Source organism: Youhaiella tibetensis (assembly GCF_008000755.1).
GTDB classification, from domain to species: domain Bacteria; phylum Pseudomonadota; class Alphaproteobacteria; order Rhizobiales; family Devosiaceae; genus Paradevosia; species Paradevosia tibetensis.
This window is the reverse complement of sequence record NZ_CP041690.1, coordinates 2,959,591-2,981,332: the sequence shown is the minus strand read 5'-3', so window position 1 is coordinate 2,981,332 and position 21,742 is coordinate 2,959,591. Positions and strand designations below refer to the sequence as shown.

Here is a 21,742-nt window from a genome sequence, read left to right as displayed (position 1 = left end):
GAGCGTGAGCCCCGGCCTTGGCCGGGGAAGGCGCTCCTGCGGGGTGCCAGACCCTTCCTAGATGGTCAGCTGCGTGCCGATCTCGACCACGCGGCCGGTGGGAATATGGAAGTATTCCGTCGCGTCGCTGGCATTGCGGGCCATGGTCATGAAGATGCGGTCGGTGATCGAGCGGATCGGGCCGCGTTTGGCCGAAGGCTTCAGCACGCGGCGGGAGAGGAAGAAGCTCGTCGACATGATGTCGAACTTCCAGCCCAGCTTTCGCGCCAGGCCGAGGGCCTTGGGAATATTGGGCGTTTCCATGTAGCCGAAGGTGACGATGACGCGCCAGAAAAGCTCGTTATAGGCGTCGATACGCACCTTCTCGTCGTCGGCAACGGTCGGGGCCGAGGAGGTGACGACGGTGAGGATGACGTTGCGCTCGTGCAGGACCTTGTAGTGCTTGAGGCTGTGCAGGAGGGCGGTCGGCGCGCCTTCGATATCGCTGGTGAGGAAGATGGCAGTGCCGGGGACGATGGTCGGCTTCTTCTTGGTGAGGTTCTGGACCAGGAACTCCAGCGGAACTTCGTCACGCCGGGTCTTTTCGGCGAGGCGGCGGCGGCCGGCCATCCAGCTCGACATGACGATGATCAGGATCACCGAAACCAGGGCCGGAACCCAGCCGCCCTGGGTGAACTTGGTCAGGTTCGATACGAAGAAGCCCAGATCGATGATGAACAACGGGGTGACGATGGCGATGGCCACGGGCAGGCCCCATTTCCAGATTCGCCACATGACCACGAGCAGCAGCACAGCGGTGACCAGCATCTCGCCGGTGACGGCGATGCCGTAGGCGGCGGATAGCGAGGTCGAGCTGCGGAACGCGACGACCAACACTAGGACCAGCACCAGCAGCAGTGAATTGATGTAGGGCATGTAGATCTGGCCGGACACGTTCTCGGACGTGTGGCGGATATCCATGCGCGGCAGCAGGTTGAGGTTGATGGCCTGGCGCGTGAGCGAATAGGCGCCCGAAATCACGGCCTGGCTGGCGATGACGGTGGCCGCGGTCGCCAGCGCCACCATCGGCACCAGCGCCCATTCGGGCTGCATCTGGAAGAAGGGATTTGAAGCCGCCTCGGTGTGGCCGAGGACAAAGGCGCCCTGGCCGAAATAGTTGAGCAGCAGGCAGGGGAAGACCATCCAGAGCCAGGCGATGGTGATGGGCTTGCGGCCGAAATGGCCAAGGTCGACGTAAAGCGCCTCGGCGCCGGTGACGGCCAGGAAGACGGCGCCAAGCACGATGGCGGCCAGGTGGGCGTGATCGATGATGAAGAGCACGCCGTAATAGGGGTTGAGCGCGACGAGGACGCTCGGATTGTGGACCAGGTGATTGAGGCCCGAGAGCCCCAGGGCCAGGAACCACACGCCCATTACCGGCCCGAAAACGGTGGCGACGCCCCCCGTACCGAAGCGTTGGACGGTGAAGAGGATGATCAGCACCACCACGGTGATGGGTACGACCCAGGGCGTGAGATTGGGCTGGATGATTTCCAGCCCTTCCACGGCCGACAGCACCGAAATGGCGGGGGTGATGATGGCGTCGCCGAAGAACAGCGAGGCGCCGATGACACCCAGGAACAGCACCCAGGCGGGCCGATTGGCGAAACTGGACCGGGCCAGCGACATCAGCGAGAGCGTGCCGCCCTCGCCCTTGTTGTCGGCGCGCAGCACGAAGCCGACATATTTGATGGTGACCACGATGGTGAGCGCCCAGAAGATGAGGGAGAGTATTCCCAGAACTTCCACGTGCTCGGGCGTGCCATCGGTGGCGCCGTGCAGCGCTTCACGGAAGGCGTAAAGCGGGCTGGTCCCGATGTCTCCATAGACGACGCCAAGCGCTCCAAGAATGAGCACTGGCAAGTGCTTTTGTGCGTGTTCGGCCTGTTCGGGCTCTACACTGCCGGTTTCAGGACCGGCGACATCCACTTGCGTCATGAACCTTTGCTCATCTGGCGGCGAGGCGGGCGGCTTGTATACCCCTTCTTTGCCACACTCAACCCTAGCATGTGCATAAGGTTGCGGGTGAGCAAACGAAAAGGGCGGCACCCGAAGGTGCCGCCCAGCTCGGGAAGCGTACGTGAAGGAGACTTATTCGGCCGCTTCGGCGACCGATTCTTCCCGGGCAGTTTTGGTCGCGTAGGCCCACCAGGTCAGCTGGTCGAGCATGTCCTTGGCGCTGGGCAGGATCGCGGCTTCGATCTCGGAAATCTCCTTGCCCTGGAAGGCGGTGGCTACGAACTCGCCGCCGCCGATATGGACGCCCGAGCGAACCGGGACCATCTGCAGCTCAACGGCGATGGTGCGGGCGTGCTCGACGGCACGGGCGCCACCGACGGTGCCGTAGGCCACGAAGCCGACCGGCTTCTTATTCCAGTCCACATAGGCCTGGTCGAAGGCGTTCTTGAGGGCGCCGGGAATCGAGCGGTTATATTCCGGGGTCACGATGATGTAGCCATCAAAGCTCGAGACCTTCTGCTGCCAGGCAACGGCCTTCGGGTCCTGGGAGGGCATCCAGGCGTTCGAGGCGGCTTCGTTGAACAGGGGCAGGTCGAAGTCCTTCAGGTCCACCAGTTCGACATCGAGGTCGTCGCGCTGCTTGGCGAGATCGAAGATCCACTGAGCGGGCTTGGCGCCGAAACGGGTGTCGCGGGTGGAGCCGATGATGACGGCAATCTTGGGTTTGGACATTTGTGGTCTCCTTCAGTCTCAAACAGTAACTGACGCTGAATATGTTCCTGCCCAGGATTCTCTCAAGAAGGCACAATGCTGGTTGGTGGACACACCGGTTTCACCCGGGATCAACGATGTGAGTCAGGCACATAAACGAAACCAACCGGGTTTCGGGGCGTCTCGAGCCGATGGCGGGAACGGCGCGAGGGCGCGAGGCGAGGTTGTTCGAGGAGCGGAATGGACTGTTCGCGATAATGAACCAATCTTTGAAAGCTGTAAAAGAAAAGGGCGCGGGTCTGACACCGCGCCCTCAGTCTCAGGACTGGCCTTTGGAGAGGAAGGTTATTCGGCCGGAGCCTCCACGATACGCCGGCCACCACGGATGGTGAGCTGGGTGAGGATGAAGGCGGCGACGGCGCAGGCGGCGATGACGGTGACCATGGGCAGGGCCGTGCCGTTGAAGAAGGCCCCGGAGATGCCCATCACCACCGCGGCGGTGACGAGCTGGAGCGTTCCCATGAGGGCGGAGGCGGTCCCGGCGATTTCGCCGTGCTCTTCCATCGCCAGCACCGCGGTGGTGGGGACGACGAGGCCGAGGAAGCCGTAACCCACGAAGAGCAGGGCGGCCAGGATCACCAGGTTGTCGATGCCGGCGGCAAAGGTCGCAAAGAGAGCGGAGGTGACGACGAGGAAGCCGGTGACGGCGGTGCGCACGACGGCGTTGAAGCCGAAGCGCTTGCCGAAATAGGCGGCGAACTGGGAGAGCCCGATGAAGGACACGGCGTTGATCGAGAACATGAAGCTATAGAAGGTCGGCGAGATGCCGTAGTGCTCGATGAGGATGAAGGACGAATTGGCCAGGTAGGCCATGAAGCTGGACATGCCGAAGGCGCCGATGAAGGTGAGGCCCAGGAAGTTCCAATCCTTTAGGAGCATCAGATAGCCGCGCAGGGCGCTGCCCAGGCTGCTTTCGACACGCGCGGAGGCCGGACGGGTCTCAGGCTGGAAGAAGGCGAGGAGCAGCAGGCCCAGCACGCCGACCACGGCCATCACCCAGAAGAGGGCGCGCCAATCGCCGAACTGGATGACGAGGCTGCCCGAAAGCGGGGCGAGGATGGGCGAGACCGAGAAAACCAGCATGAGCAGGCTCATGAGCTGGGCGGCGTCGGTACCGGTATAGTTGTCGCGCACGACGGCGCGGGGGATGGCCATGGGCGCACAGGCGCCGATGCCCTGGACGAAACGGGCGGCAATCAGCCATTCGATGCTGGGCGCCAGGGCGCAGCCGATGGAGCCCAGCGTGAACAGGGCGATGCCGAAATAGAGTGGCGGCTTGCGGCCGACCATGTCGCTGATTGGGCCATAGGCAAGCTGGCAGACGGCAATGGCCGCCATGAACGCCATGAGGCTGGCCTGGACCTGGGCAGTGTCGGCCCCCAGGCTTGCCCCGATGGCCGGGAGGGCGGGCAGGTACATGTCAATGGCGAACGGTCCGACGACGGACAACAGGCCGAGGACAAGGGCTGCGCGAAGGATATCGCTCTTCATGGAAAACCCCTTGGAACGACGATCCGCTGCACCCATATGCGCGGATCGCCTTCATAAACTGATCGTGATGTCGTGGAGAGGCGGCGCGCGTAAGCGGGAGGAGCGGGGCCGCGACTCCAATGTCCACATTTTTGGACAGTGTTGTCTAATTCGTCAAGCCCCATTATATTCGCGGCATGGAATCTCTGTCTGAGTTGATCCGCGAACCCGCCATGCAGCGCGGGCAGAGCGCAAAGCGCAAATGCATCCTGGATGCAGCGACAGCCGTTTTCGTGCGGGAAGGGGTGGCTGGCGCCAGTATCGACCTGATCGCGGCCGAGGCCGGCGTCTCACGACAGACGATCTACAACCATATCGGGGACAAGGAAAAACTGTTCGTGGCGGTGGTGGCCGAGGTGTCGGCGCGCTCGAGCTACCGGTTGATCCAGACCATAGGCACGTTCCCGGACCATCCCACCGATCTCGAATCGGACCTCGTCGAGTTCGCGATGCGCCTGTGCAGCAATTGCATGTGCGACGCCGATGCAATGGCGTTGCGCACGCTGATCGAGAAAGAAGGCCCGCGCTATCCCGAGCTCTTCGAGACGTGGAAGCAATATGGGCCGGGCAGCAACTGGCCGGCGATTTCTGGACGCTTCGCCAAGCTGGCGCACCAGGGCTATCTCGATATCGAGGATCCCGACCTGGCGGCGCGTCAATTCATGGCGCTGGTCAATGCCGACCTGGCGGTTACGCGCGAAATCGGGCAGGCACCCAGGCCGGCGGAAATCCGCTCGGCGGCGACCAACGCGGTGCGAACGTTCCTGAAGGCTTTCGGCAAGCGGTAGGCGAGGGGCGATCAGAGATCGCCCAGGACCTCGCGGTAGCGGCGGACAGCCTCGGCGAAGCCGAGGATGAGGGCGTCGGCGGTAATGCCGTGGCCGATCGAGGCTTCCAACACGCCGGGGACTTCCGCCTGGAATTTCGGCAGGTTTTCGAGGGTCAGGTCGTGGCCGGCGTTGATCCCCATGCCGGCGGCAATGGCGGCGCGGGCGGTGTCAGCCAGCTTGGCGAGTTCGGCTTCGGCGCGGGTCGGATCGTCAAAGCAACCGCCATAGGGGCCGGTGTAGAGCTCGATGCGGTCGGCGCCGGTGGCGCGGGCCGCGGCAATGCCGGCCTCACCGGCGTCGGGATCGCAGAAAAGGGAAATGCGACGCGTAGGCGTGCGGATGCGTCCGACAACCGAGGCGAGGAAATTGCCCTTGCCGGTGAAATCCCAGCCGTGATCGGACGTGGCCTGCTGCGGATCGTCGGGGACGAGCGTCACCTGTTCGGGATCGGCTGTCTCTACCAGAGCCAGGAATTCCTCGCTCGGGTACCCCTCGATGTTGAACTCGGCCTGCGGATACTCGGAAACCAGCAGTTCCTTGAGCTCGAAGACATCGGTGCGCCGGATGTGGCGCTCGTCAGGGCGCGGATGGACGGTGATGCCGCTGGCGCCCGCGTCCAGCACGATGCGTGCGATCCCGGTGACGCTGGGCCAGGGCAGGTTCCGCCGGTTGCGGAGTTGGGCGACAGCGTTGAGATTGACGGAGAGCTTGGTCATGGCGGGTCCAGGGTGCCGACTCGAAAAAGTGAGCCAAATCTATAGGACGCCTTGGCGCAAGTTGCAGCCTGTGGCGATGCGATTGATTGCCTCGGAAGCGGCTCAAGGTTTTGTGTGGGACGGAACGGGCAGGGAGGCGAGGCGTTTGCCGGTCAGGCATTTCAAGGAGGGAACCATGCTCAAGTTCATACCCATCGTTGCCATTTCAATGTCCGCCTTCCTCGCCGCAGGTGCCGCTGCAAACGCCCAGAGCGGCGCTGCCAGTGGCCAGGTGCTGAGCGGAGACGCCGCCTTCGGGGACTGGTCCAAGGACGCGCCGGGAGTGACCCGGCACTTCACCGTCGATGACCTGCCCAAGCCGGGCGCCACGCCCTCGGCCTCCAATTCGGCGCACGGGGTGCCGCTGCCGGACGGGCTGACTCCAAAGGTGCCGGACGGGTTCAAGGTCGAACTGGTGGCGCAGGGGATCAAGAATCCGCGTGCCATCCGCTTCGCGCCGAACGGGGACCTTTTCGTCGCCAACAGCGCCGCCAACGAGGTGCGCGTCTATAGAATTGCCGAAGGCAGCGCCAAGCCGACCGAGGAAGGTGTCTTCGCCACCGACAAGCTCAACCAGCCCTATGGCATCGCCTTCTATCCGCCGGGGGATAACCCCGAGTGGGTCTATGTCGCCAATGCCGACGGACTGGTGCGCTTCCCCTACAAGAGCGGGGACCTGAAGGCCGGCGGCGCGCCCGAGGTGATCCTGGAAGGCATTCCGCCCAACCATCACTGGACGCGCGACGTGGTTTTCTCGCCGGACGGCAAGACGCTCTACTTCTCGGTGGGGTCGGGCTCGAACGTGGCCGAGGACATGGCGCCCGAACCCGAAGGCGGCGTCGAGGCCTGGGCCAAGGACCACGCGCTCGGCGCCACCTGGGGCAGCGAGGAGCGCCGGGCCGACGTGCTGGCCTTCGATCCTGACGGCAAGAACGAACGTGTCTTTGCCACGGGGCTGCGCAACTGCTCGGGGATGACCCTGCAACCGCAGACCAATGCGCTCTGGTGCGTGGTCAACGAACGCGACGCGCTCGGCGACAACCTGCCGTTCGATTATGCCACCAGCGTCAAGGAAGGCGCGTTCTACGGCTGGCCCTGGTACTATATCGGTGACCACGAGGACCCGCGGCTTGCCGGCAAGCGTCCGGACCTCAAGGGCCAGGTGACGGTGCCCGACGTGCTGTTCGCAGCCCACTCGGCGCCGCTCAACATCGCCTTCTACGAGGGCGACCAGTTCCCCGCCGAATACAAGGGCAATGCGTTCGTGGCGATGCACGGGTCGTGGAATCGTGCGCCGCGCGGCGGTTACAAGGTGGTCCGGCTGCTCTTTGATGCCGACGGCAAGCCGACCGGGGAATACCAGGACTTCATGACGGGCTTCGTCATCTCGAACGACGAGGTCTGGGGACGCCCGGTGGGCGTGGCCGTGGCCAAGGACGGCTCACTCTTTGTGAGTGAGGACGGCAGCGGCACCATCTGGCGGGTGAGCTACGGCAAGTAACCTGCCGGTCAGGCGGTTTCCCTAGCGTAACGCTTGCGGCCGCGTTCGCGGGCCTTCTCGGCCTCGATGTCGCGGTCGCGCGGCGGGGCGTTGGTTTCAAGGCTGTCCAGCAGGCGCTGGGCAGCCGCCGTCACCTCGTTGACCGCATAGTAGAAGGCGGCCTCGTTCTTCTGGGACGGATGGGTAAAGCCGGATAGCTTGCGCACGAACTGGAGCGCCGAGGCGCGAACCTCGTCCTGGGTGGCGGGCGGCTCGAAATTGAAGAGGGTCTTGATGTTACGGCACATCGGGGCGCTCCTGGGCTGGGGCGGGTTCGGCAGAGCACAGCAACCTCCTGTGGCCTCGTCAAGGCCGACAGGAGGTTGTGATCGAGTGGGGGCAGGAAGTCAGCCGGCGTAGGCGCGGTCGAGGGCGGAAATGTCGATTTTCTGCATCTTGAGCATCGCTTCCATTACCCGATTGGCCTTGGTGCGATCGGGATCGGCCAGGTAGCGCTGCAGGGCCTCGGGGACGATCTGCCAGGAAAGGCCGTATTTGTCCTTGAGCCAGGCGCACTGGCTTTCCTGGCCACCGTCGGCGGTGAGCTTTTCCCAGAAATAGTCGACTTCGGCCTGGGTCTTGCAGTTGACGACGAACGAGACCGCTTCGTTGAACTTGAAGATGGGGCCGCCGTTCAGGGCCATGAAGCGCTGGCCTTCGATCTCGAATTCGACGGTCATGACCTTGCCCTTCTGGCCCGGGCCGGCGTCGCTATAGCCTTCGGTCTTGATGATGCGGGCATCGCCGAAGACGGAGACGTAGAAGTTCACGGCTTCCTCGATGCGGTCGTCCATCCAGAGACACGGTACGATCTTGGGCATTTGCAGTTCTCCTCGTTTTGAAGGGTGATGCGCTCAATGGCGGCTGGTCTGGAGGCGGGCGCCCAGCCAGGTGGCGGGCGGGGCGACGAGGGCGACGGCGATGGCGTACCAGGCGGGGCCCATGCCCCACATGGAGACGGCGCCGAGCGCCCCGAGGACGAGGCCGATGACGCCGAGCGCCAGTGCATGCCCCGTCGGATGGTGGGGCGCGAGCCGGGCGACGATGTAGCCGGCGAGGACCCCGAAGGCGGTGCGGTAGCCGAAGGCGACGAGGAAGGCGGCGTTGTCGTAGCTGGGGCTGCCGTCGGCAGGGAAGAGACCGGCATTGTGCGCGGCGATGTCCGCCACGGTCGAAAGTGCGGCGATGGCCAGGAAACCGGCGGCGACGGCTCCGACGCTGCGCAGCGCTGAAACGATGGTGCCGGAGGGGGTAGTGCGGGTCAGGTCGAAGGTCATTTTTTTCTCCTAGTGGCCGGCGAATGGGCGGCCGATCCCGTTGCCGGAACGGGTGCGTTCCGGGCTTTGACGTTCAGCGGTGGTGGTCTTGAAGTGCCGGCGGCGTCAGGCCGCCGGTTGGGTTTCCAGAAGCTCGTCGAGCCGCTTGAAGCTGACTTCCATGCCCTCGGCAATCGGGGAGGCGGCGGCTCCGTCGCGGGCTTCCCTGGAAGAATAGAGGACGGTGGTGGTGGCCGTGGTGGTGCCGTCGGCGTTCTCGACAAGGCTCACGGTGGCAATGGCCTCGCCGCCCGTCCAATCCATGTCATAGGTCTCGGTGTTGACGATGCGCTCGGGGCTGACGATTTCGCGATAGACGCCGCCCGAGCCCATCTCGAAGCCATCCGGGCTGCGCAGGACGAACCGCCACTTGCCGCCGACGCGGAAATCCATCTCGCAGGTGGGCATGGTCCAATCCGGGGGACCCAGCCAGCGGCGGATCAGTTCGGGCCTGGAGTAGCACAGGAAGACGAGATCGCGCGGCGCGTCGAACTGGCGGGTGATGGCGAGTTCGCGCTCGCTGGGCGTCGATACGGTCAATGGAGCCGGCATGATCAGGACTTCCTCTTGTCGCTGGCGTTGATCGGGGTCTGCAATTCCTTGAGAAGGGCATCCAGGCGCGTGTAGCTTGCCTCCCAGAACTTCTTGTATTCGTCGAGCCAGGCGGAAGCCTCGGCCATCGGGGCGGCCTCGAGCTTGCGCGGGCGGCGGGTGGCGGACTGGCCGGTCGAGACCAGGCCGGCGCGCTCGAGGATCTTGAGGTGCTTGGAGACGGCGGGCTGGCTGATGTCGAAGGGTTCGGCCAGTTCGGCAACGGAGGCTTCGCCCGACGCCAGGCGCGCCAGAATGGCGCGGCGGGTGGGATCGGCAAGGGCCAGGAAAGTTGCGTCGAGCCGTTCTGAGGGGGTCATGTTGATAACCGTTTCGTTCGATAACGAAATGGTTATGGACTAAGCGACGGCAGGAGTCAAGGCTCTCGGGTCATGGCCATCGGGGCGGCGCCAGATTATGAGACTCAAGCGATTTGCGAGGTGGGAGGAGCGTCGATGCGGGCAATGGTCGTGGTGGGGCATCCGGACCCCGAGAGTTTTGGCGGCGCCATCGGCCGGGCGATCCGCGACACCTGGGCCGATGCGGGCATCGAGGTTGCCTTCCATGACCTCACGGCGGAGGCCTTTCCGCCGCTGCTGACACCGGCCGAGTCGCGTGGCGAGCCTACGACCGATCCGATCGTGCGGGCCCATATCGCCGAACTGCTGGCGAGCGACCTGTTGGCAGTGGTCCATCCCAATTGCTGGGGCGCGCCGCCGGCGATCATGAAGGGCTGGATCGACCGCGTCTTTGCGCCCAACGCGGCCTATTCCTTCGCCAAGGGCGAGGATGTGGGCTCGCCCCCCGAAGGCCTGCTGGGAACGCGCGCGGCGCTGGTGATCAACACTGGCAATACGGAACTGGCGCGCGAGCATGCCGTGTTCGGCGATCCGCTCGAACGCATCTGGCGCGACTGCATCCTCGGCTTCTGCGGGGTGGAGCAACTGACCCGGCGACTATTCGGGGTGGTTGCGACGAGCTCGCAGGCGCAGCGGGCGGAGTGGCTGGACGAAGCGCGGCGGCTGGCGGTCGAGGTGGCGGGGTAGGCGGGCCGCGAGGCGCCCGTTCGAGGCTTAATTGGCGATAGATCCTTGGCAGCCTTGACTTAGGCGCAATTGGGGTAGATGCTCAGAGCCATACGTTTTGTGCCCCTGTTGGCGGCCTGACCTTCCCGGCAATGCCGGTTGATGGGCTTTCCTAGCGAACTGCAAACGTTTTAGGCTCCCGATGCATGTTGCGCGGGAGAAACCTGCTCGTTTGCGCTGCTTCGAGCTGTTTTGAAAGGCGCCATCATGATCAACGGCACCGTCAAGTTCTACAATTCCACCAAAGGCTTCGGCTTCATCAGCCCGGATACGGGCGGCAAGGATGCCTTCGTGCACGTTTCCGCGCTCGAACGCGCCGGCATTTCCGGCCTCGCCGACGGTCAGAAGGTCACTTACGACCTCGAGCAGGGCCGTGACGGACGCGAGTCCGCGGTCAACGTCCAGCTCGCCTGAGGCCAGCAACGTGGAGGCGCCGATCGGTGCCTCCGCCACCTACAGGAGCGCGCCATGTCGCACCGCTACGCAGTCGGTCAGATGCTGGATTTGCGTTCCGCACCGCGGCACAGCAACCGCCCAACGGGGCCTTGCGAAGTCGTGGCGTGCCTGCCGCACGAAAAAGGCCCGGTCCTTTATCGGGTGAAATCCTGGGGCGAAAGCAACGAGCGCGTGGTCGAGGAAGTCGACCTGTCTCCCAGCTCCGCCACGAAATCCGTCAAGTCGGCAAACGAGCGCGTGTTCAGCATCGCCATCGGCAAACGATGAGCGAAGCGGCAGACCGCTAGTCCAATCCGACGCCGCCACTCCGGTGCGCGGCAAGCCGCCTTGGGCGGCTTCCATCGATCCGTCGCTTTGCCGTCGGAGACGGGCCGCGCGCGAGCGCCGGCCGGTCCCGGTCCTGGCGCGACGACAGACAATGAGGGCGAGGGCGTGAAGCCCGGACACCCGCTCCAGCGCCAGCCGCGCTGAACCAGACCGGTACGAAACCGGCAGAAAGAACTCAATGCATATCCATATCCTGAAGGCGCCCGGGGAGCTTTTCCTGGGCAGCGACAGCGCGAGCGCTTTCGCACAGGGGCCGCGGCGTTTCCGCTCCGTGGCCAAGGCCGTCCGTTTTGCAATCGAGCACGCCGCGCCGGTAAGCCTGCGAGGCGCCACGCTCAAGATCGGAAATCGTGTGCTGGGGCCGAACCAGATCAGGCGCCTGCATCAGGGACTGATGGCCGGCTCATTGAACGGACCATCAGTCTAGCGCCTAACTTAAGTCGCGGGGCGGGCCGCCGGGCGTGCATTGTTGGGGCGAGCGGGGCGCTTGGGCCCGGCAATCAACCCCTCGCGGATCGCCTGCTTGCGCGCGTTCTTACGGGCGCGGCGCACGGCCTCGGCCTTCTTGCGCGTACGGGTTTCCGAGGGCTTCTCGTAATACTTCCGCTGCTTCATCTCGCGGAACACGCCTTCTCGCTGAAGGCGCTTCTTTAGAACTCTTAGAGCTTGATCGACATTGTTGTCGCGTACCTGAACCTGCAAAAACTTTCCTAACCTTATGCTCGCCTCACCGGTATGGCAGGCGGAAGCGACCGGGGTGGCCGCTTGAGGGGGCCTCTTAACAGAATTTGATCCCCGCGGCCACCTCGGGGCGGGATTCCGTGGGGAAAGGGCGCAAGTGCCGGCCCCGGCCGGCTACTCCTGGCTGGTGAAAGCCAGGTACATCAGGGCCAGGTAGACGAAGGGCACGACGCCGAGAACCATCAGCACGATCGGCGGCGTGACGGGGCAACTGGTGGCCACCATCTGGTAGCCTGCATAGCCGATCACGACCAGCACGATCGCCAGTCCGATGAACCATGGCAGGAGACGGTTACGCTTGCGGCCTGGCATATGGCACCTCCCGAAAGAGGTCACCGTAGCGGCCAGAGGAGGGGCGTTATTGACGAGGGTCAAGGGAGAGCTGACTGCCGAAACTGCTGCCCGTTTCTGCGATGGCGTGCGAAGATAAGTTCCGTTCTTCTTCGTCTTCCCTCAGCATCCACATTTCCCACTTGCACCGAACCGTACGGTACGGTACGCCTTTCTTCGCGAGTGATGGAGGATGGTTGGCGGTGGCGACGGCTGCGCTCAAGGATGAGGCTTTTACCCCGCGTCAGCAGCAGGTGCTGACGGCGGCGCTCGATCTGTTGGTCGAGGGTGGAGACGCGCTCACCATGACGGCGGTGGCACGGCGCGCCTCGTGCTCGAAGGAAACGCTCTACAAGTGGTTCGGCGATCGCGACGGGTTGCTGACGGCGACGGTGCAGTGGCAGGCGGCCAAGGTGCGCATGCCCCAGGTCGACCGGCACCGGATCGATGCTGCGTCGCTGCGCACCAGTATCGAGCAGTTCGCGCGCGACCTCCTGGCGACGCTGGTGGGGGAGGTGTCGGTGACGCTCAACCGGCTGGCCATTACCCATGCGAACGCTGAAAAGCGCGGGCTGGGCGGGATCGTGCTCGAGAACGGGCCGCTGGCGATCCGGCGGCGGCTCAAGCCGATCCTCGAGGCGGGGCGCGATGCCCGGCTGCTGCGGTTCGAGAGCAGCGAGGAAGCCTACCGGACTTTCTACGGGCTGGTGGTGCGCGACACCCAGATCCGCATGTTGCTGGGCGACGAGACGCTCAAGGCGACGCGGATCGAGACCGAGGCCAAGGCCGCCACGGAACAGTTTTTTGCCCTCTACGGGGCTTAACAAGGACGCAAAGAGGAGAGACCCATGCGCGTTTATTACGATCGGGATGCCGATCTGAATATCATCAAGTCCAAGAAGGTCGCGATCGTCGGTTACGGCTCGCAGGGCCACGCCCATGCGCTCAACCTGCGCGACTCCGGCGTCAAGGACGTCGTGATCGCCCTGCGTCCGGGTTCGGCTTCGGCCAAGAAGGCCGAGGGCGAAGGCCTCAAGGTCATGAGCGTCGCCGAGGCTGCCGCCTGGGCCGACCTCGTCATGATGCTGACCCCGGACGAACTCCAGGCCGACATCTACAAGGACCACATCGCCGACAACATCCGCGACGGCGCCGCCCTGGCTTTCGCGCATGGCCTGAACGTCCACTTCAACCTCATCGAGCCCAAGAAGACCGTCGACGTGATCATGATCGCGCCGAAGGGCCCGGGCCACACCGTGCGCGGCGAATACCAGAAGGGCGGCGGCGTGCCGTGCCTGATCGCCGTTCACCAGGATGCCTCGGGCAATGCCCATGACATCGCCCTGGCCTATGCCTCGGGCGTCGGCGGCGGCCGTTCGGGCGTCATCGAGACCAACTTCCGCGAAGAGTGCGAGACCGACCTCTTCGGCGAGCAGGCCGTGCTCTGCGGTGGCCTGGTCGAGCTCATCCGCGCCGGTTTCGAGACGCTGGTGGAAGCCGGCTACGCTCCGGAAATGGCCTATTTCGAGTGCCTGCACGAAGTGAAGCTGATCGTCGACCTGATCTACCAGGGCGGCATCGCCAACATGAACTACTCGATCTCGAACACCGCCGAGTGGGGCGAGTACGTCTCGGGTCCGCGCGTCATCACCTCGGAAACCAAGGCCGAGATGAAGAACATCCTCAAGGACATCCAGACCGGCAAGTTCACCTCGCAGTGGATGCAGGAATACAAGGGCGGCGCCTCGCGCTTCAAGGCCACCCGTCGCCTCAATGACGAGCACCAGATCGAGGAAGTCGGCGAGAAGCTGCGCGCCATGATGCCCTGGATCAAGGCCGGCGCACTCGTGGACAAGGCGAAGAACTAAGGTTCTGCGCAAGACGAGATTGAAGGGGGACCGCGAGGCCCCTCTTTGTTTTTGAGGCGTGTTTCAACGTTCTGCTTGCGTGGAGGTATCGTGGCCCTCCGATCAAGTTCGGGGGAAGATCGATGGCAGGGGTGGGCCCCATGGCTTCCCCTCTTTGTGGGGAGGGGGCGAGGGCCTTGTCCCCTGCCTTCTACGTCCGGATCCGGCAGATGGTTGAAAACGGCGACGAATGGCAGTCCTATAGGAGCACTGCCATGACGCCGATCTCGGACCACGAGGAAGAGTTCGAAATGTTCCAATCCAGCGATGCCCAGGCTTATCTCAAGCAGGAAGCGCGGCTGGAGCGGGCCCGGCATGGCGAGACGGCGTCAAACCCGGCCGAATAGCCACAACGAGGAACACACCAATTGCCCCTTCCCAGCTTTCCGCAGCAGGGCGGCTGCCAGTGCGGCGCCGTCCGCTACGAACTCACCGAGCCGCCCCTGGGCGTCTACAACTGCCATTGCACCGACTGCCAGAAGATGACCGGGGCGGCCTTCGGCATTTCCATGCCGGTCAAGACCTCGGCGTTCCGGCATCTTGCGGGTGAGCTGACGTTCTACGAGAAGGTCGCCGACAGCGGGCGCCACGTGCGGCTGGTGGCCTGCGCCAAATGCGGAACGCGCGTGTGGAACGATCCGGTCGCCGCTCCCGACATGAAAGTCGTGCGGCCGGGAACGCTGGACGACCCGTCCTGGGCGGTGCCGGTGGGCAATGTGTGGACATCCAGCCGCATGCCCTGGGTTGAGATCGATCCGGACATGGTCAATTTCGAGGCCCAGCCCCCCAGCCGCGAACCGCTTTACGAGGCCTGGGCCGCGCTGCACGCGGGAGAGAAATAATGGCCGGCGCCGACGATATTGCCGGGGTCATCGAGCAGGAACGGGCCCTGGTGTTCGAGAGCTTCGACGATGACGCCGCATTTGCCATCGGTTCGGCGATCCGGGACATGGCGATTGCCGAAAAGCTCGGCATCGTCTGTTCGATCGTGCTTTGGGACCGGCCACTGTTCTACATGACCCGGCCCGGCACCACGGCAGACAATTCCGATTGGGTGCGGCGCAAGGCCAATGTCGTTCGGCGCTTCCACAAAAGCAGCTATCGCATGGTGCTCGAGCAGTTGCCGCGCGAGGACCGGTTGCTGGCTGAGCATCGGGCCCTGCCGCCCGAGGATTACGTGCTGGCCGGGGGCGGGTTTCCGATCCGTGTCGCCGGAGCCGGGGTGATCGGGGCCATCGTCGTTTCGGGGCTGCCCGAACGGCGGGACCACGCGGTGGTGGTCAAGGCCATCGCCCAATACCTGGGCAAGGATGCAGCGGCGCTGGCGCTGCCGGAGGCCTGATCATGCGGCTCAACTACCAGATACTGGACGTCTTTACGGACCGCGCCTTCGCGGGCAATCCGCTGGCCGTGGTCATGGATGCCGATGGGCTTTCGGGCGAGCAGATGCAAGCCATCGCCCGGGAGTTCAACCTTTCCGAGACCATTTTCCTCAGCGCGCCCGCGGATGGCGCCCATATGGCATCGGCGCGGATTTTCACCGTGGGCGGGGAACTGCCCTTTGCCGGGCATCCCACGGTTGGAGGATCGGTGGCGCTGGGGCTGCGGCATCAGGCGGAGCGCGTGACCATCGAGGAAAAGGTCGGGCTCATCGTCGCCGATGTGGCGCTGGCCAGCCAGACACTGGGGCACGCCGAATTCGACCTGCCGCGGCTGCCGGCGGTGGCGGGGGAGGCGGCGGGGATCGAGCGCACCGCCGCGGCCCTCGGCCTCTTGCCCGAGGACATCGGATGCGAGGGGTTTGCGCCAGCGGTGTGGTCAGCTGGGGTGGAGCACTACCTGGTGCCCGTGCGCGACGCGCAGGCGCTGGCGCGGATTCGACTCGACGCCAATGGTTGGGCGGAGACGTTCCCGATCGGCCGTCACTTTGTCTTCGCCTTCACGGCGACACCGGAGGAGCCGGAGAACGACTACGCGGCGCGCATGCTCTCGGCGCTGATCGGGGAGGACCCGGCAACGGGCAGCGCGGCGGCTTCGCTGACCGGCGCCCTGGCGGAGCGCATCGGATTTGATGACGGGGAGGCGCGGGTGCGCATCCGGCAGGGGCACGAGATGGGGCGGCCGAGCCTGATCGAGGTCTACTTGCGCAAGGCGGGTGGCAGGCTGGTGCAGGGCCGGGTCGGCGGAGAGGCGGTGCTGATCGCCGAGGGGGTGCTGCACTGGGACGAACCGGTCCGCTGACCGGCGTCGCGCCGGCCCGGTGCAATCACCTCTGCATAGTTGAAATTCGCCCCTTGCCCGGGCCGACGCCAATGCTATCGGTTGAGGGCTGAGTGCCGGGGGCGGACATGGACCTGTTCTACGACATCCTCTTGTGGCTGCACATCGTCGCGTTCGTGGCGGGCGGGGCCAATACGGTGGCGATGCCACTGATCGAAAGCCGGCTTCATACGGCCATTCCCGAGACGCGGGCGGTGCTGTTCGCCATGGCGGGCATTCTCGCCCGTATCGGGCGCGCCGCCATGATCGTGCTGCTGATCACGGGGCCGGTTCTTCTCGTCATGCGCTACGGGGGCGTATCGGGCGCCAGTGTCTGGTTCTGGCTCAAGATGGGGCTTATCGTTGTGATGCTGGTCTCCATCGTCGTGGGCGGGATCAGCTTCAAGCGGGCGCAGAACGGGGATGCCGGGGCGCTCGAGACGGCGTCCACCGCGGGCAAGATCACGGCGGTGGCGTTCCTGGGCGTGCTGCTCTCGGCGGTTTTTGCATTCAACTAACCATTTGGTGCACGCAGTGGGTTGCGCACGCGGCGGAATTCGCGCATTTTACGAGTCTAAAGTGCATACGGGCACCCAGGACCAGTCGATGCAGCGCAGTCGCGCCATTGCCATTGCAGCCAAGCGCCAGGCGGACAACCGCCTGATGATCATGCTTGGTTTGCTCCTGCTTCCCGCGCTTCTTCTTCTCCTTATCAGCCCCTGATAGCCGGCGGCCCAGAACGATCTGGGCGGGTGGTCAGGGGATGCGCGCAACGAGCCGAACAAGAGATTTGTCCGGCCGCATGGCTTTCAGGCCCGGCCGTTTGATCAGGATTGACAAAGATGACTACGCAGACCCCCGACACGCAGAGCAACAAGGATCGGGTCTTTATCTTCGACACCACGCTGCGCGACGGTGAGCAGAGCCCCGGCGCCACGATGACGCTGGAGGAAAAACTCCAGGTTGCCGAGATCCTGGACGATATGGGCGTGGACATCATCGAAGCCGGTTTCCCGATCGCCTCCAATGGCGACTTCGAGGCGGTGGTGGCCGTGGCCAAGCGCGCCAAGCGCTCGGTCATCGCCGGTCTCGCCCGCGCCATTCCGGCCGATATCGACCGCGCCGGCGAGGCGGTGCGCTTTGCGCCGCGCGGGCGCATTCACACGTTCGTGTCGACTTCGCCGATCCATCTCGCCCACCAGATGCGCAAGACGCAGGACGAGGTGATCGAGATCATCACCAAGACCGTCAGCCAGGCGCGCAACCTCATCGACGATGTGGAATGGTCGGGCATGGACGCCACGCGTACGCCGCTCGATTTTCTGGCGCGATGCGTCGATACGGCGATCAAGGCCGGCGCCACCACCATCAACCTGCCCGACACTGTGGGCTATGCGGTGCCCGAGGAATATGCGGCGATGTTCCGGCACATCATCAACACCGTGCCCAATGCCGACAAGGCGATCTTCTCCACCCACTGCCACAACGACCTGGGCCTTGCCGTCGCCAATTCGCTGGCCGGCGTCATCGGCGGGGCGCGGCAGATCGAGTGCACGATCAACGGGCTGGGCGAGCGCGCGGGCAACGCGGCGCTCGAGGAAGTGGTGATGGCGCTGCGCACGCGTGCCGACGCCATGCCCTACCATACCGAAATCGAGAGCACGCACCTGGCGCGCGCCTCCAAGATCGTCTCGGCGGCCTCGAACTTCCCGGTGCAGTACAACAAGGCGATCGTGGGCAAGAATGCCTTCGCGCACGAGAGCGGCATCCACCAGGACGGCATGCTCAAGAATGCGCAGACCTATGAGATCATGACCCCGGAAAGCGTCGGCATCAAAGAGACGACGCTGGTGATGGGCAAGCACTCGGGACGCGCCGCCTTCAAGGACAAGCTGCGCGAACTCGGGTACGAACTGGGCGACAACGCCTTCCAGGAAGCCTTCGTGCGCTTCAAGGACCTGGCCGACCGCAAGAAGCATGTCTACGACGCCGATATCGTTGCGCTGGTGGACGACGAATCCGGTTCTGCCGACGACCGCATCAAGCTGGTCGACATGGAAGTGGTGAGCAAGACCGGCGGCACGCATCGCTGCGACATGACGCTCTCGATCGACGGGGAGACGGTGACGGCAAGCTTCGACGGTACCGGCTCGGTGGATGCGATCTTCAACGCCATCAAGCAGGCCGTCGGCAAGGAGCCCCATCTCGTGCTCTACGCGGTGGACGGCGTGACGGGCGGTACCGACGCCCAGGCCAGCGCGCATGTGCGCCTCGAAATGGGCGGCCGCATCGCCTCGGGCAACGCCGCCGAACCCGATACTCTGGTGGCTTCTGCCCGCGCCTATCTCAACGCCTATAACCGCCTGCTGATCGACCGCGGCCAGGCCGCACAAGGCGCGATGGCGGGTTAGGGATTTTGGTGGGGCAGGTGCCGTGAAGCGGCGCTGCCCCATCGAGCTCGCGACACCTTTTCAGTCGTTTCCCACCCACGGGCTTGCTCCACCGCCGATCTTGCCCGGGGAAGATCGGCGGTGGGAAAGCGCGGGGTTAGTCTCGCGCTATCCCGCGGCCTTGAGTGCGCCGGGTAATTCTTCAGCGAGAATCGCGATCTCTTCGGGGCGGCCGACGCTGATGCGGATGCAGCGGTCGAGGGTCGGGACCATGGGTTTGCGCACGAAGACGCCGCGCGCGGCGAGGGTCTGGAGCACCGACAGGGCGTAGGCGCCGTCGCGGCCGCAATCGATGGTGACGAAGTTGGTGGCCGACGGGATCGGGACCAGGCCGTTGTCGCTGGCGATTGCCGCGATGGCCTCGCGCCCAGCCGCGATCCTGCCGATGGTGGCTTGCAGGTAGTCCTGGTCGGCGAGCGCGGCGAGGGCCGCAACCTGCGCGAGGCGGTTGACGCCGAAATGGTTGCGCACCTTGTCGAAGGCGGCGATGGCCGGGGCATCGGCGATGGCGTAGCCGCAACGCAGGCCCGCAAGGCCATAGGCCTTCGAGAAGGTGCGGAAGCGCATGACGTTGGGGCGGTCGATGGCCAGGGGCGGCATGGTGCCGGCAGGGGCGGTTTCGCCATAGGCCTCATCGAGCAGGAGGAGCGTGGTCGGAGGGAGGCTCGCGGCGAATGCCTCGACCTCGGCGGCCGACCACCAGGTGCCCATGGGGTTGTCGGGATTGGAGAGGTAGACGAGCCGGGCATTTTCGCGTTGGGCGGCCTCGGCGAGAGCGGCGAGGCTCTCGCGGTCGTTCTCGTAGGGCACGGTGACGAGCCGCCCGCCGAACCCGGCGACGTGGAAATTGAAGGTGGGGTAGGCGCCCAGCGAAGTGACCACGACATCGCCGGGGTTGAGGTAGAGCCGGGCCACCAGGCCCAGCAGGCCATCGATGCCTTCGCCCACCATGACGTTGGCGACGGGAACGGCGACATGAGCGGCGAGGGCGTGGCGCAGGTCGTGGTTTTCCGGATCGCCGTATTTCCAGACGCTGGAGACAGCAGCGGCGATGGCCTCGATGACGCGCGGGGACGGACCGAAGCTGCTCTCGTTGGCGCCCAGGCGCGCGCGGAAAAGGTGGCCCGAACGCCGTTCGAGCGCTTCGGGGCCGACGAACGGCACCGATTCGGGCAGGCTCTGCGCCAGCGGGGTGAGGGTGGGTCGGGACATAACGAAACCTTGAGCTGCGCGCGCGGCCGATGGAGAAACTTCACTGCACTGGCTAACGTATCTTTGCTTTGCATTGAAGCGTTACGGGGCGAACAGTGCGACGCGATTTCCCCGGGGAGAAGGGTAGATGAGAAAAAGCAAGCTTGGCATCGCCGTTACCGTGGCGGCCGCCGCGCTCACCTTCGGCGTACAAGCCAAGGAGACTGCCGTCGCGATCTTCGCGGGCGGCTGCTTCTGGAGCATCGAGAGCGATTTCGACCATGCCCCGGGCGTGCTGGACACGACCTCGGGCTATATCGGCGGGCACGTGGCCAACCCGACCTATGAACAGGTCTCGACCGAAACCACCGGCCACCGCGAGGCGGTGCGGGTGACCTACGATCCGGCGGTCACGAGCTACGAGAAACTGCTCGCCGCCTATTGGCACATGACCGACCCCACCGACGGGCAGGGCCAGTTCTGCGACTATGGCGACAGCTACCGGCCCGGCCTCTTCCCGCTCGACAAGGCGCAGTATGACGCCGCCGAAGCCAGCAAGGGCCAGGTTGCCAAGGAACTGGGCAAGCCGATCGCCACGACCATCGCCATGGCCAGCCAGTTCTATCCGGCCGAGGACTACCACCAGAATTTCTGGAAGACCAACTCCGCCCACTACAAGGCCTATCGCGCCGGGTGCGGCAAGAATGCCAAGGTCGAGGCCCTCTGGGGCAAGACGGCATTCGAGGGCCTCAACGGGCACGAATAGGGGTCAGTTCGTCTCCGGGCTCGGCACGTTCGGGTCCGGAGCGACGGCGATCTGGTGATTGGCCTCGGCGTTGAGTTCGCGCGTGAGGGCGATCTTGGATTCCTCGGTGAGGCTGTAAAGGGTGGCGAGGTAGTCGGGCGTGGCCACCCAGGCCCGCAATTGCATGGCGACCGTGCTGCCCGAAAAGCTATCCACATGCACGTTGGGAAGCGGATCGACGAGGACGCGTTTGTCGGCCGTGGCGACGCGCAGGAGAATCTTGCGCGCCTTGGCGATATCGAGCGAATCGGGAATCGAGACGTTGACGTCGATGCGCCGGCGCGGCTCGCGGCTGTGGTTGGTGATGGCCGAGGTCCAGAGCTGCTGGTTGGGCGTGAAGACGTAAAGCCCGTTCGAGGAGCGCAGGCGCGTGCCGAAAAGGCCGATCTCGACGACCACCCCCGCCACGCCATTGCCGGTGATGAATTCGCCGATGGCGATGGGGCGCAGCAGAATCAGCATGATTCCCGCCGCGATGTTGGAAAGCGTGTTCTGGAGAGCCAGTGCAATGGCCAGGCCCGCCGCGGCGAGGGCTGCATAGATCGAGGTGCTGGCGACGCCGATCATGCTCAGGGCGGTGATGATGGCAAACACCAGGATGCCGTAACGTGCGACCTGGGAGAGCAGGGGAACGAAATTCTTGTCCACACCATAGGCGCGCGGCATGGTCTTTTCGATCAGGCGGGAGGCGGTGCGGGCCAGATACCAGCCCAAAACCAGCACCAGGAGTGCAGAAATGATGGAGATGGAATTGGCCAAAAGCCAGTCCACTGGAATCATAATGAGGCTCGAAGCCTCTTTAACACTTTGATCCATAATGGAAATCCGGTTCCTGTGCGTAACTTATCCTAGCAAAACGC

The 21,742-nt window shown here is 64.6% G+C and carries 29 protein-coding genes; 16 read left to right on the top strand and 13 right to left on the bottom strand.

What is annotated here, in order from left to right; all coding sequences use genetic code 11:
- Window positions 1-57: 57 nt before the first annotated feature.
- The 3 genes from FNA67_RS14580 to FNA67_RS14570 all read right to left on the bottom strand — a co-directional run bounded on the left by FNA67_RS14580 (window position 58) and on the right by FNA67_RS14570 (window position 4,260).
- Window positions 58-1,977 carry a potassium transporter Kup gene (locus FNA67_RS14580; RefSeq protein WP_147656535.1) on the bottom strand — a complete coding sequence of 640 codons (1,920 nt, stop codon included), beginning with the start codon at window positions 1,975-1,977 and terminating at the stop codon, window positions 58-60.
- A gap of 153 nt (window positions 1,978-2,130) precedes the next feature.
- Window positions 2,131-2,730 (bottom strand): NADPH-dependent FMN reductase, encoded by a 600-nt coding sequence (locus tag FNA67_RS14575; protein WP_049705851.1) that lies wholly within the window; start codon window positions 2,728-2,730, stop codon window positions 2,131-2,133.
- Window positions 2,731-3,054: 324 nt separating this feature from the next.
- Window positions 3,055-4,260 carry a multidrug effflux MFS transporter gene (locus FNA67_RS14570; RefSeq protein ID WP_147656533.1) on the bottom strand — a complete coding sequence of 402 codons (1,206 nt, stop codon included), beginning with the start codon at window positions 4,258-4,260 and terminating at the stop codon, window positions 3,055-3,057.
- A gap of 176 nt (window positions 4,261-4,436) precedes the next feature.
- Here FNA67_RS14570 and FNA67_RS14565 point away from each other — a divergent pair, with 176 nt between their 5' ends.
- Entirely contained in the window at window positions 4,437-5,087 is a 651-nt protein-coding gene (locus tag FNA67_RS14565; protein ID WP_147656531.1) for a TetR/AcrR family transcriptional regulator, read from the top strand.
- A gap of 11 nt (window positions 5,088-5,098) precedes the next feature.
- On the opposite strand, the gene FNA67_RS14560 is transcribed toward FNA67_RS14565, so the two are convergent.
- Entirely contained in the window at window positions 5,099-5,845 is a 747-nt protein-coding gene (locus tag FNA67_RS14560; protein ID WP_049705848.1) for a pyridoxine 5'-phosphate synthase, read from the bottom strand.
- Between the two features lie 175 nt (window positions 5,846-6,020).
- On the opposite strand from FNA67_RS14560, the gene FNA67_RS14555 reads away from it, so the two are divergent.
- Entirely contained in the window at window positions 6,021-7,385 is a 1,365-nt protein-coding gene (locus tag FNA67_RS14555; protein ID WP_147656529.1) for a PQQ-dependent sugar dehydrogenase, read from the top strand.
- Between the two features lie 8 nt (window positions 7,386-7,393).
- On the opposite strand, the gene FNA67_RS14550 is transcribed toward FNA67_RS14555, so the two are convergent.
- The 5 genes from FNA67_RS14550 to FNA67_RS14530 all read right to left on the bottom strand — a co-directional run bounded on the left by FNA67_RS14550 (window position 7,394) and on the right by FNA67_RS14530 (window position 9,651).
- Window positions 7,394-7,672, bottom strand: a complete 279-nt coding sequence (locus tag FNA67_RS14550) for a DUF2277 domain-containing protein (protein WP_049705846.1) — start codon at window positions 7,670-7,672, stop codon at window positions 7,394-7,396.
- Between the two features lie 99 nt (window positions 7,673-7,771).
- Entirely contained in the window at window positions 7,772-8,245 is a 474-nt protein-coding gene (locus FNA67_RS14545) for a VOC family protein (RefSeq protein ID WP_049705845.1), read from the bottom strand.
- 33 nt (window positions 8,246-8,278) lie between these two features.
- A complete protein-coding gene (locus FNA67_RS14540; RefSeq protein ID WP_147656527.1) occupies window positions 8,279-8,701 on the bottom strand; it encodes a hypothetical protein in 423 nt (140 codons plus the stop codon).
- A 105-nt stretch (window positions 8,702-8,806) separates the two neighbouring features.
- Window positions 8,807-9,292 (bottom strand): SRPBCC family protein, encoded by a 486-nt coding sequence (locus FNA67_RS14535; protein WP_147656525.1) that lies wholly within the window; start codon window positions 9,290-9,292, stop codon window positions 8,807-8,809.
- A gap of 2 nt (window positions 9,293-9,294) precedes the next feature.
- Window positions 9,295-9,651: an ArsR/SmtB family transcription factor gene (locus tag FNA67_RS14530; protein ID WP_145976757.1), complete on the bottom strand. Its 357-nt coding sequence runs from the start codon at window positions 9,649-9,651 to the stop codon at window positions 9,295-9,297.
- A gap of 135 nt (window positions 9,652-9,786) precedes the next feature.
- Between FNA67_RS14530 and FNA67_RS14525 the strand changes: the two genes are divergently transcribed.
- The 4 genes from FNA67_RS14525 to FNA67_RS14510 all read left to right on the top strand — a co-directional run bounded on the left by FNA67_RS14525 (window position 9,787) and on the right by FNA67_RS14510 (window position 11,626).
- Complete coding sequence (locus tag FNA67_RS14525) at window positions 9,787-10,377, top strand: NAD(P)H-dependent oxidoreductase (RefSeq protein ID WP_147656523.1); 591 nt, start codon at window positions 9,787-9,789, stop codon at window positions 10,375-10,377.
- A 246-nt stretch (window positions 10,378-10,623) separates the two neighbouring features.
- Window positions 10,624-10,830 (top strand): cold-shock protein, encoded by a 207-nt coding sequence (locus FNA67_RS14520; RefSeq protein WP_049708047.1) that lies wholly within the window; start codon window positions 10,624-10,626, stop codon window positions 10,828-10,830.
- Between the two features lie 54 nt (window positions 10,831-10,884).
- Window positions 10,885-11,139 carry a hypothetical protein gene (locus FNA67_RS14515; protein ID WP_147656521.1) on the top strand — a complete coding sequence of 85 codons (255 nt, stop codon included), beginning with the start codon at window positions 10,885-10,887 and terminating at the stop codon, window positions 11,137-11,139.
- 238 nt (window positions 11,140-11,377) lie between these two features.
- Window positions 11,378-11,626, top strand: a complete 249-nt coding sequence (locus tag FNA67_RS14510) for a hypothetical protein (protein WP_049705839.1) — start codon at window positions 11,378-11,380, stop codon at window positions 11,624-11,626.
- 8 nt (window positions 11,627-11,634) lie between these two features.
- Here FNA67_RS14510 and rpsU read toward each other — a convergent pair whose 3' ends face one another.
- Window positions 11,635-11,901, bottom strand: a complete 267-nt coding sequence (gene rpsU / locus FNA67_RS14505) for a 30S ribosomal protein S21 (protein ID WP_049705838.1) — start codon at window positions 11,899-11,901, stop codon at window positions 11,635-11,637.
- A 153-nt stretch (window positions 11,902-12,054) separates the two neighbouring features.
- A complete protein-coding gene (locus FNA67_RS14500) occupies window positions 12,055-12,252 on the bottom strand; it encodes a hypothetical protein (protein WP_147656519.1) in 198 nt (65 codons plus the stop codon).
- A 215-nt stretch (window positions 12,253-12,467) separates the two neighbouring features.
- Here FNA67_RS14500 and FNA67_RS14495 point away from each other — a divergent pair, with 215 nt between their 5' ends.
- The 9 genes from FNA67_RS14495 (at window position 12,468) to FNA67_RS14465 (ending at window position 18,847) form a co-directional block, all read left to right on the top strand.
- On the top strand, window positions 12,468-13,094 hold the full coding sequence (locus FNA67_RS14495) for a TetR/AcrR family transcriptional regulator (RefSeq protein WP_049705836.1): 627 nt from the start codon (window positions 12,468-12,470) through the stop codon (window positions 13,092-13,094).
- A gap of 24 nt (window positions 13,095-13,118) precedes the next feature.
- Window positions 13,119-14,138 (top strand): ketol-acid reductoisomerase, encoded by a 1,020-nt coding sequence (gene ilvC, locus FNA67_RS14490; protein ID WP_049705835.1) that lies wholly within the window; start codon window positions 13,119-13,121, stop codon window positions 14,136-14,138.
- A gap of 254 nt (window positions 14,139-14,392) precedes the next feature.
- Window positions 14,393-14,524 (top strand): hypothetical protein, encoded by a 132-nt coding sequence (locus FNA67_RS22400; RefSeq protein ID WP_280176962.1) that lies wholly within the window; start codon window positions 14,393-14,395, stop codon window positions 14,522-14,524.
- A 21-nt stretch (window positions 14,525-14,545) separates the two neighbouring features.
- A complete protein-coding gene (locus FNA67_RS14485) occupies window positions 14,546-15,019 on the top strand; it encodes a GFA family protein (protein WP_147656517.1) in 474 nt (157 codons plus the stop codon).
- Window positions 15,019-15,519 carry a heme-degrading domain-containing protein gene (locus FNA67_RS14480; RefSeq protein WP_147656515.1) on the top strand — a complete coding sequence of 167 codons (501 nt, stop codon included), beginning with the start codon at window positions 15,019-15,021 and terminating at the stop codon, window positions 15,517-15,519. The genes FNA67_RS14485 and FNA67_RS14480 overlap by 1 nt, the downstream gene beginning before the upstream one ends.
- Before the next feature lie 2 nt (window positions 15,520-15,521).
- Complete coding sequence (locus tag FNA67_RS14475) at window positions 15,522-16,418, top strand: PhzF family phenazine biosynthesis protein (protein ID WP_147656513.1); 897 nt, start codon at window positions 15,522-15,524, stop codon at window positions 16,416-16,418.
- Between the two features lie 107 nt (window positions 16,419-16,525).
- A complete protein-coding gene (locus FNA67_RS14470; RefSeq protein WP_147656511.1) occupies window positions 16,526-16,954 on the top strand; it encodes a hypothetical protein in 429 nt (142 codons plus the stop codon).
- Window positions 16,955-17,015: 61 nt separating this feature from the next.
- The gene (locus FNA67_RS21965; protein ID WP_170267322.1) at window positions 17,016-17,159 is read left to right on the top strand and encodes a hypothetical protein; all 144 of its coding nucleotides are present in this window, start codon (window positions 17,016-17,018) and stop codon (window positions 17,157-17,159) included.
- A gap of 119 nt (window positions 17,160-17,278) precedes the next feature.
- Window positions 17,279-18,847: a 2-isopropylmalate synthase gene (locus tag FNA67_RS14465; RefSeq protein ID WP_147656509.1), complete on the top strand. Its 1,569-nt coding sequence runs from the start codon at window positions 17,279-17,281 to the stop codon at window positions 18,845-18,847.
- A 147-nt stretch (window positions 18,848-18,994) separates the two neighbouring features.
- On the opposite strand, the gene FNA67_RS14460 is transcribed toward FNA67_RS14465, so the two are convergent.
- Window positions 18,995-20,098 (bottom strand): pyridoxal phosphate-dependent aminotransferase, encoded by a 1,104-nt coding sequence (locus FNA67_RS14460; protein WP_147656507.1) that lies wholly within the window; start codon window positions 20,096-20,098, stop codon window positions 18,995-18,997.
- A gap of 127 nt (window positions 20,099-20,225) precedes the next feature.
- Between FNA67_RS14460 and msrA the strand changes: the two genes are divergently transcribed.
- Window positions 20,226-20,843 (top strand): peptide-methionine (S)-S-oxide reductase MsrA, encoded by a 618-nt coding sequence (msrA, locus tag FNA67_RS14455; protein ID WP_049705827.1) that lies wholly within the window; start codon window positions 20,226-20,228, stop codon window positions 20,841-20,843.
- A gap of 3 nt (window positions 20,844-20,846) precedes the next feature.
- Here msrA and FNA67_RS14450 read toward each other — a convergent pair whose 3' ends face one another.
- Complete coding sequence (locus FNA67_RS14450) at window positions 20,847-21,641, bottom strand: mechanosensitive ion channel family protein (RefSeq protein WP_170267321.1); 795 nt, start codon at window positions 21,639-21,641, stop codon at window positions 20,847-20,849.
- Between the last annotated feature and the right edge of the window lie 101 nt (window positions 21,642-21,742).

Excerpts from the sequence above, each read along its gene's own strand:
- ilvC (WP_049705835.1), top strand. The coding sequence starts at position 13,119 with ATGCGCGTTTATTACGATCGGGATGCCGATCTGAATATCATCAAGTCC.
- FNA67_RS22400 (WP_280176962.1), top strand. The coding sequence starts at position 14,393 with ATGACGCCGATCTCGGACCACGAGGAAGAGTTCGAAATGTTCCAATCC.
- FNA67_RS14545 (WP_049705845.1), bottom strand. The coding sequence starts at position 8,245 with ATGCCCAAGATCGTACCGTGTCTCTGGATGGACGACCGCATCGAGGAA.
- FNA67_RS14460 (WP_147656507.1), bottom strand. The coding sequence starts at position 20,098 with ATGTCCCGACCCACCCTCACCCCGCTGGCGCAGAGCCTGCCCGAATCG.
- FNA67_RS14520 (WP_049708047.1), top strand. The coding sequence starts at position 10,624 with ATGATCAACGGCACCGTCAAGTTCTACAATTCCACCAAAGGCTTCGGC.
- FNA67_RS14575 (WP_049705851.1), bottom strand. The coding sequence starts at position 2,730 with ATGTCCAAACCCAAGATTGCCGTCATCATCGGCTCCACCCGCGACACC.
- FNA67_RS14515 (WP_147656521.1), top strand. The coding sequence starts at position 10,885 with ATGTCGCACCGCTACGCAGTCGGTCAGATGCTGGATTTGCGTTCCGCA.
- FNA67_RS14550 (WP_049705846.1), bottom strand. The coding sequence starts at position 7,672 with ATGTGCCGTAACATCAAGACCCTCTTCAATTTCGAGCCGCCCGCCACC.
- FNA67_RS14560 (WP_049705848.1), bottom strand. The coding sequence starts at position 5,845 with ATGACCAAGCTCTCCGTCAATCTCAACGCTGTCGCCCAACTCCGCAAC.
- FNA67_RS14475 (WP_147656513.1), top strand. The coding sequence starts at position 15,522 with ATGCGGCTCAACTACCAGATACTGGACGTCTTTACGGACCGCGCCTTC.
- FNA67_RS14535 (WP_147656525.1), bottom strand. The coding sequence starts at position 9,292 with ATGCCGGCTCCATTGACCGTATCGACGCCCAGCGAGCGCGAACTCGCC.
- FNA67_RS14465 (WP_147656509.1), top strand. The coding sequence starts at position 17,279 with ATGACTACGCAGACCCCCGACACGCAGAGCAACAAGGATCGGGTCTTT.
- FNA67_RS14525 (WP_147656523.1), top strand. The coding sequence starts at position 9,787 with ATGCGGGCAATGGTCGTGGTGGGGCATCCGGACCCCGAGAGTTTTGGC.
- FNA67_RS14565 (WP_147656531.1), top strand. The coding sequence starts at position 4,437 with ATGGAATCTCTGTCTGAGTTGATCCGCGAACCCGCCATGCAGCGCGGG.
- msrA (WP_049705827.1), top strand. The coding sequence starts at position 20,226 with ATGAGAAAAAGCAAGCTTGGCATCGCCGTTACCGTGGCGGCCGCCGCG.
- FNA67_RS14510 (WP_049705839.1), top strand. The coding sequence starts at position 11,378 with ATGCATATCCATATCCTGAAGGCGCCCGGGGAGCTTTTCCTGGGCAGC.
- FNA67_RS14555 (WP_147656529.1), top strand. The coding sequence starts at position 6,021 with ATGCTCAAGTTCATACCCATCGTTGCCATTTCAATGTCCGCCTTCCTC.
- FNA67_RS14540 (WP_147656527.1), bottom strand. The coding sequence starts at position 8,701 with ATGACCTTCGACCTGACCCGCACTACCCCCTCCGGCACCATCGTTTCA.
- FNA67_RS14580 (WP_147656535.1), bottom strand. The coding sequence starts at position 1,977 with ATGACGCAAGTGGATGTCGCCGGTCCTGAAACCGGCAGTGTAGAGCCC.
- FNA67_RS14470 (WP_147656511.1), top strand. The coding sequence starts at position 16,526 with ATGGACCTGTTCTACGACATCCTCTTGTGGCTGCACATCGTCGCGTTC.
- FNA67_RS14570 (WP_147656533.1), bottom strand. The coding sequence starts at position 4,260 with ATGAAGAGCGATATCCTTCGCGCAGCCCTTGTCCTCGGCCTGTTGTCC.
- FNA67_RS14530 (WP_145976757.1), bottom strand. The coding sequence starts at position 9,651 with ATGACCCCCTCAGAACGGCTCGACGCAACTTTCCTGGCCCTTGCCGAT.
- FNA67_RS14500 (WP_147656519.1), bottom strand. The coding sequence starts at position 12,252 with ATGCCAGGCCGCAAGCGTAACCGTCTCCTGCCATGGTTCATCGGACTG.
- FNA67_RS14480 (WP_147656515.1), top strand. The coding sequence starts at position 15,019 with ATGGCCGGCGCCGACGATATTGCCGGGGTCATCGAGCAGGAACGGGCC.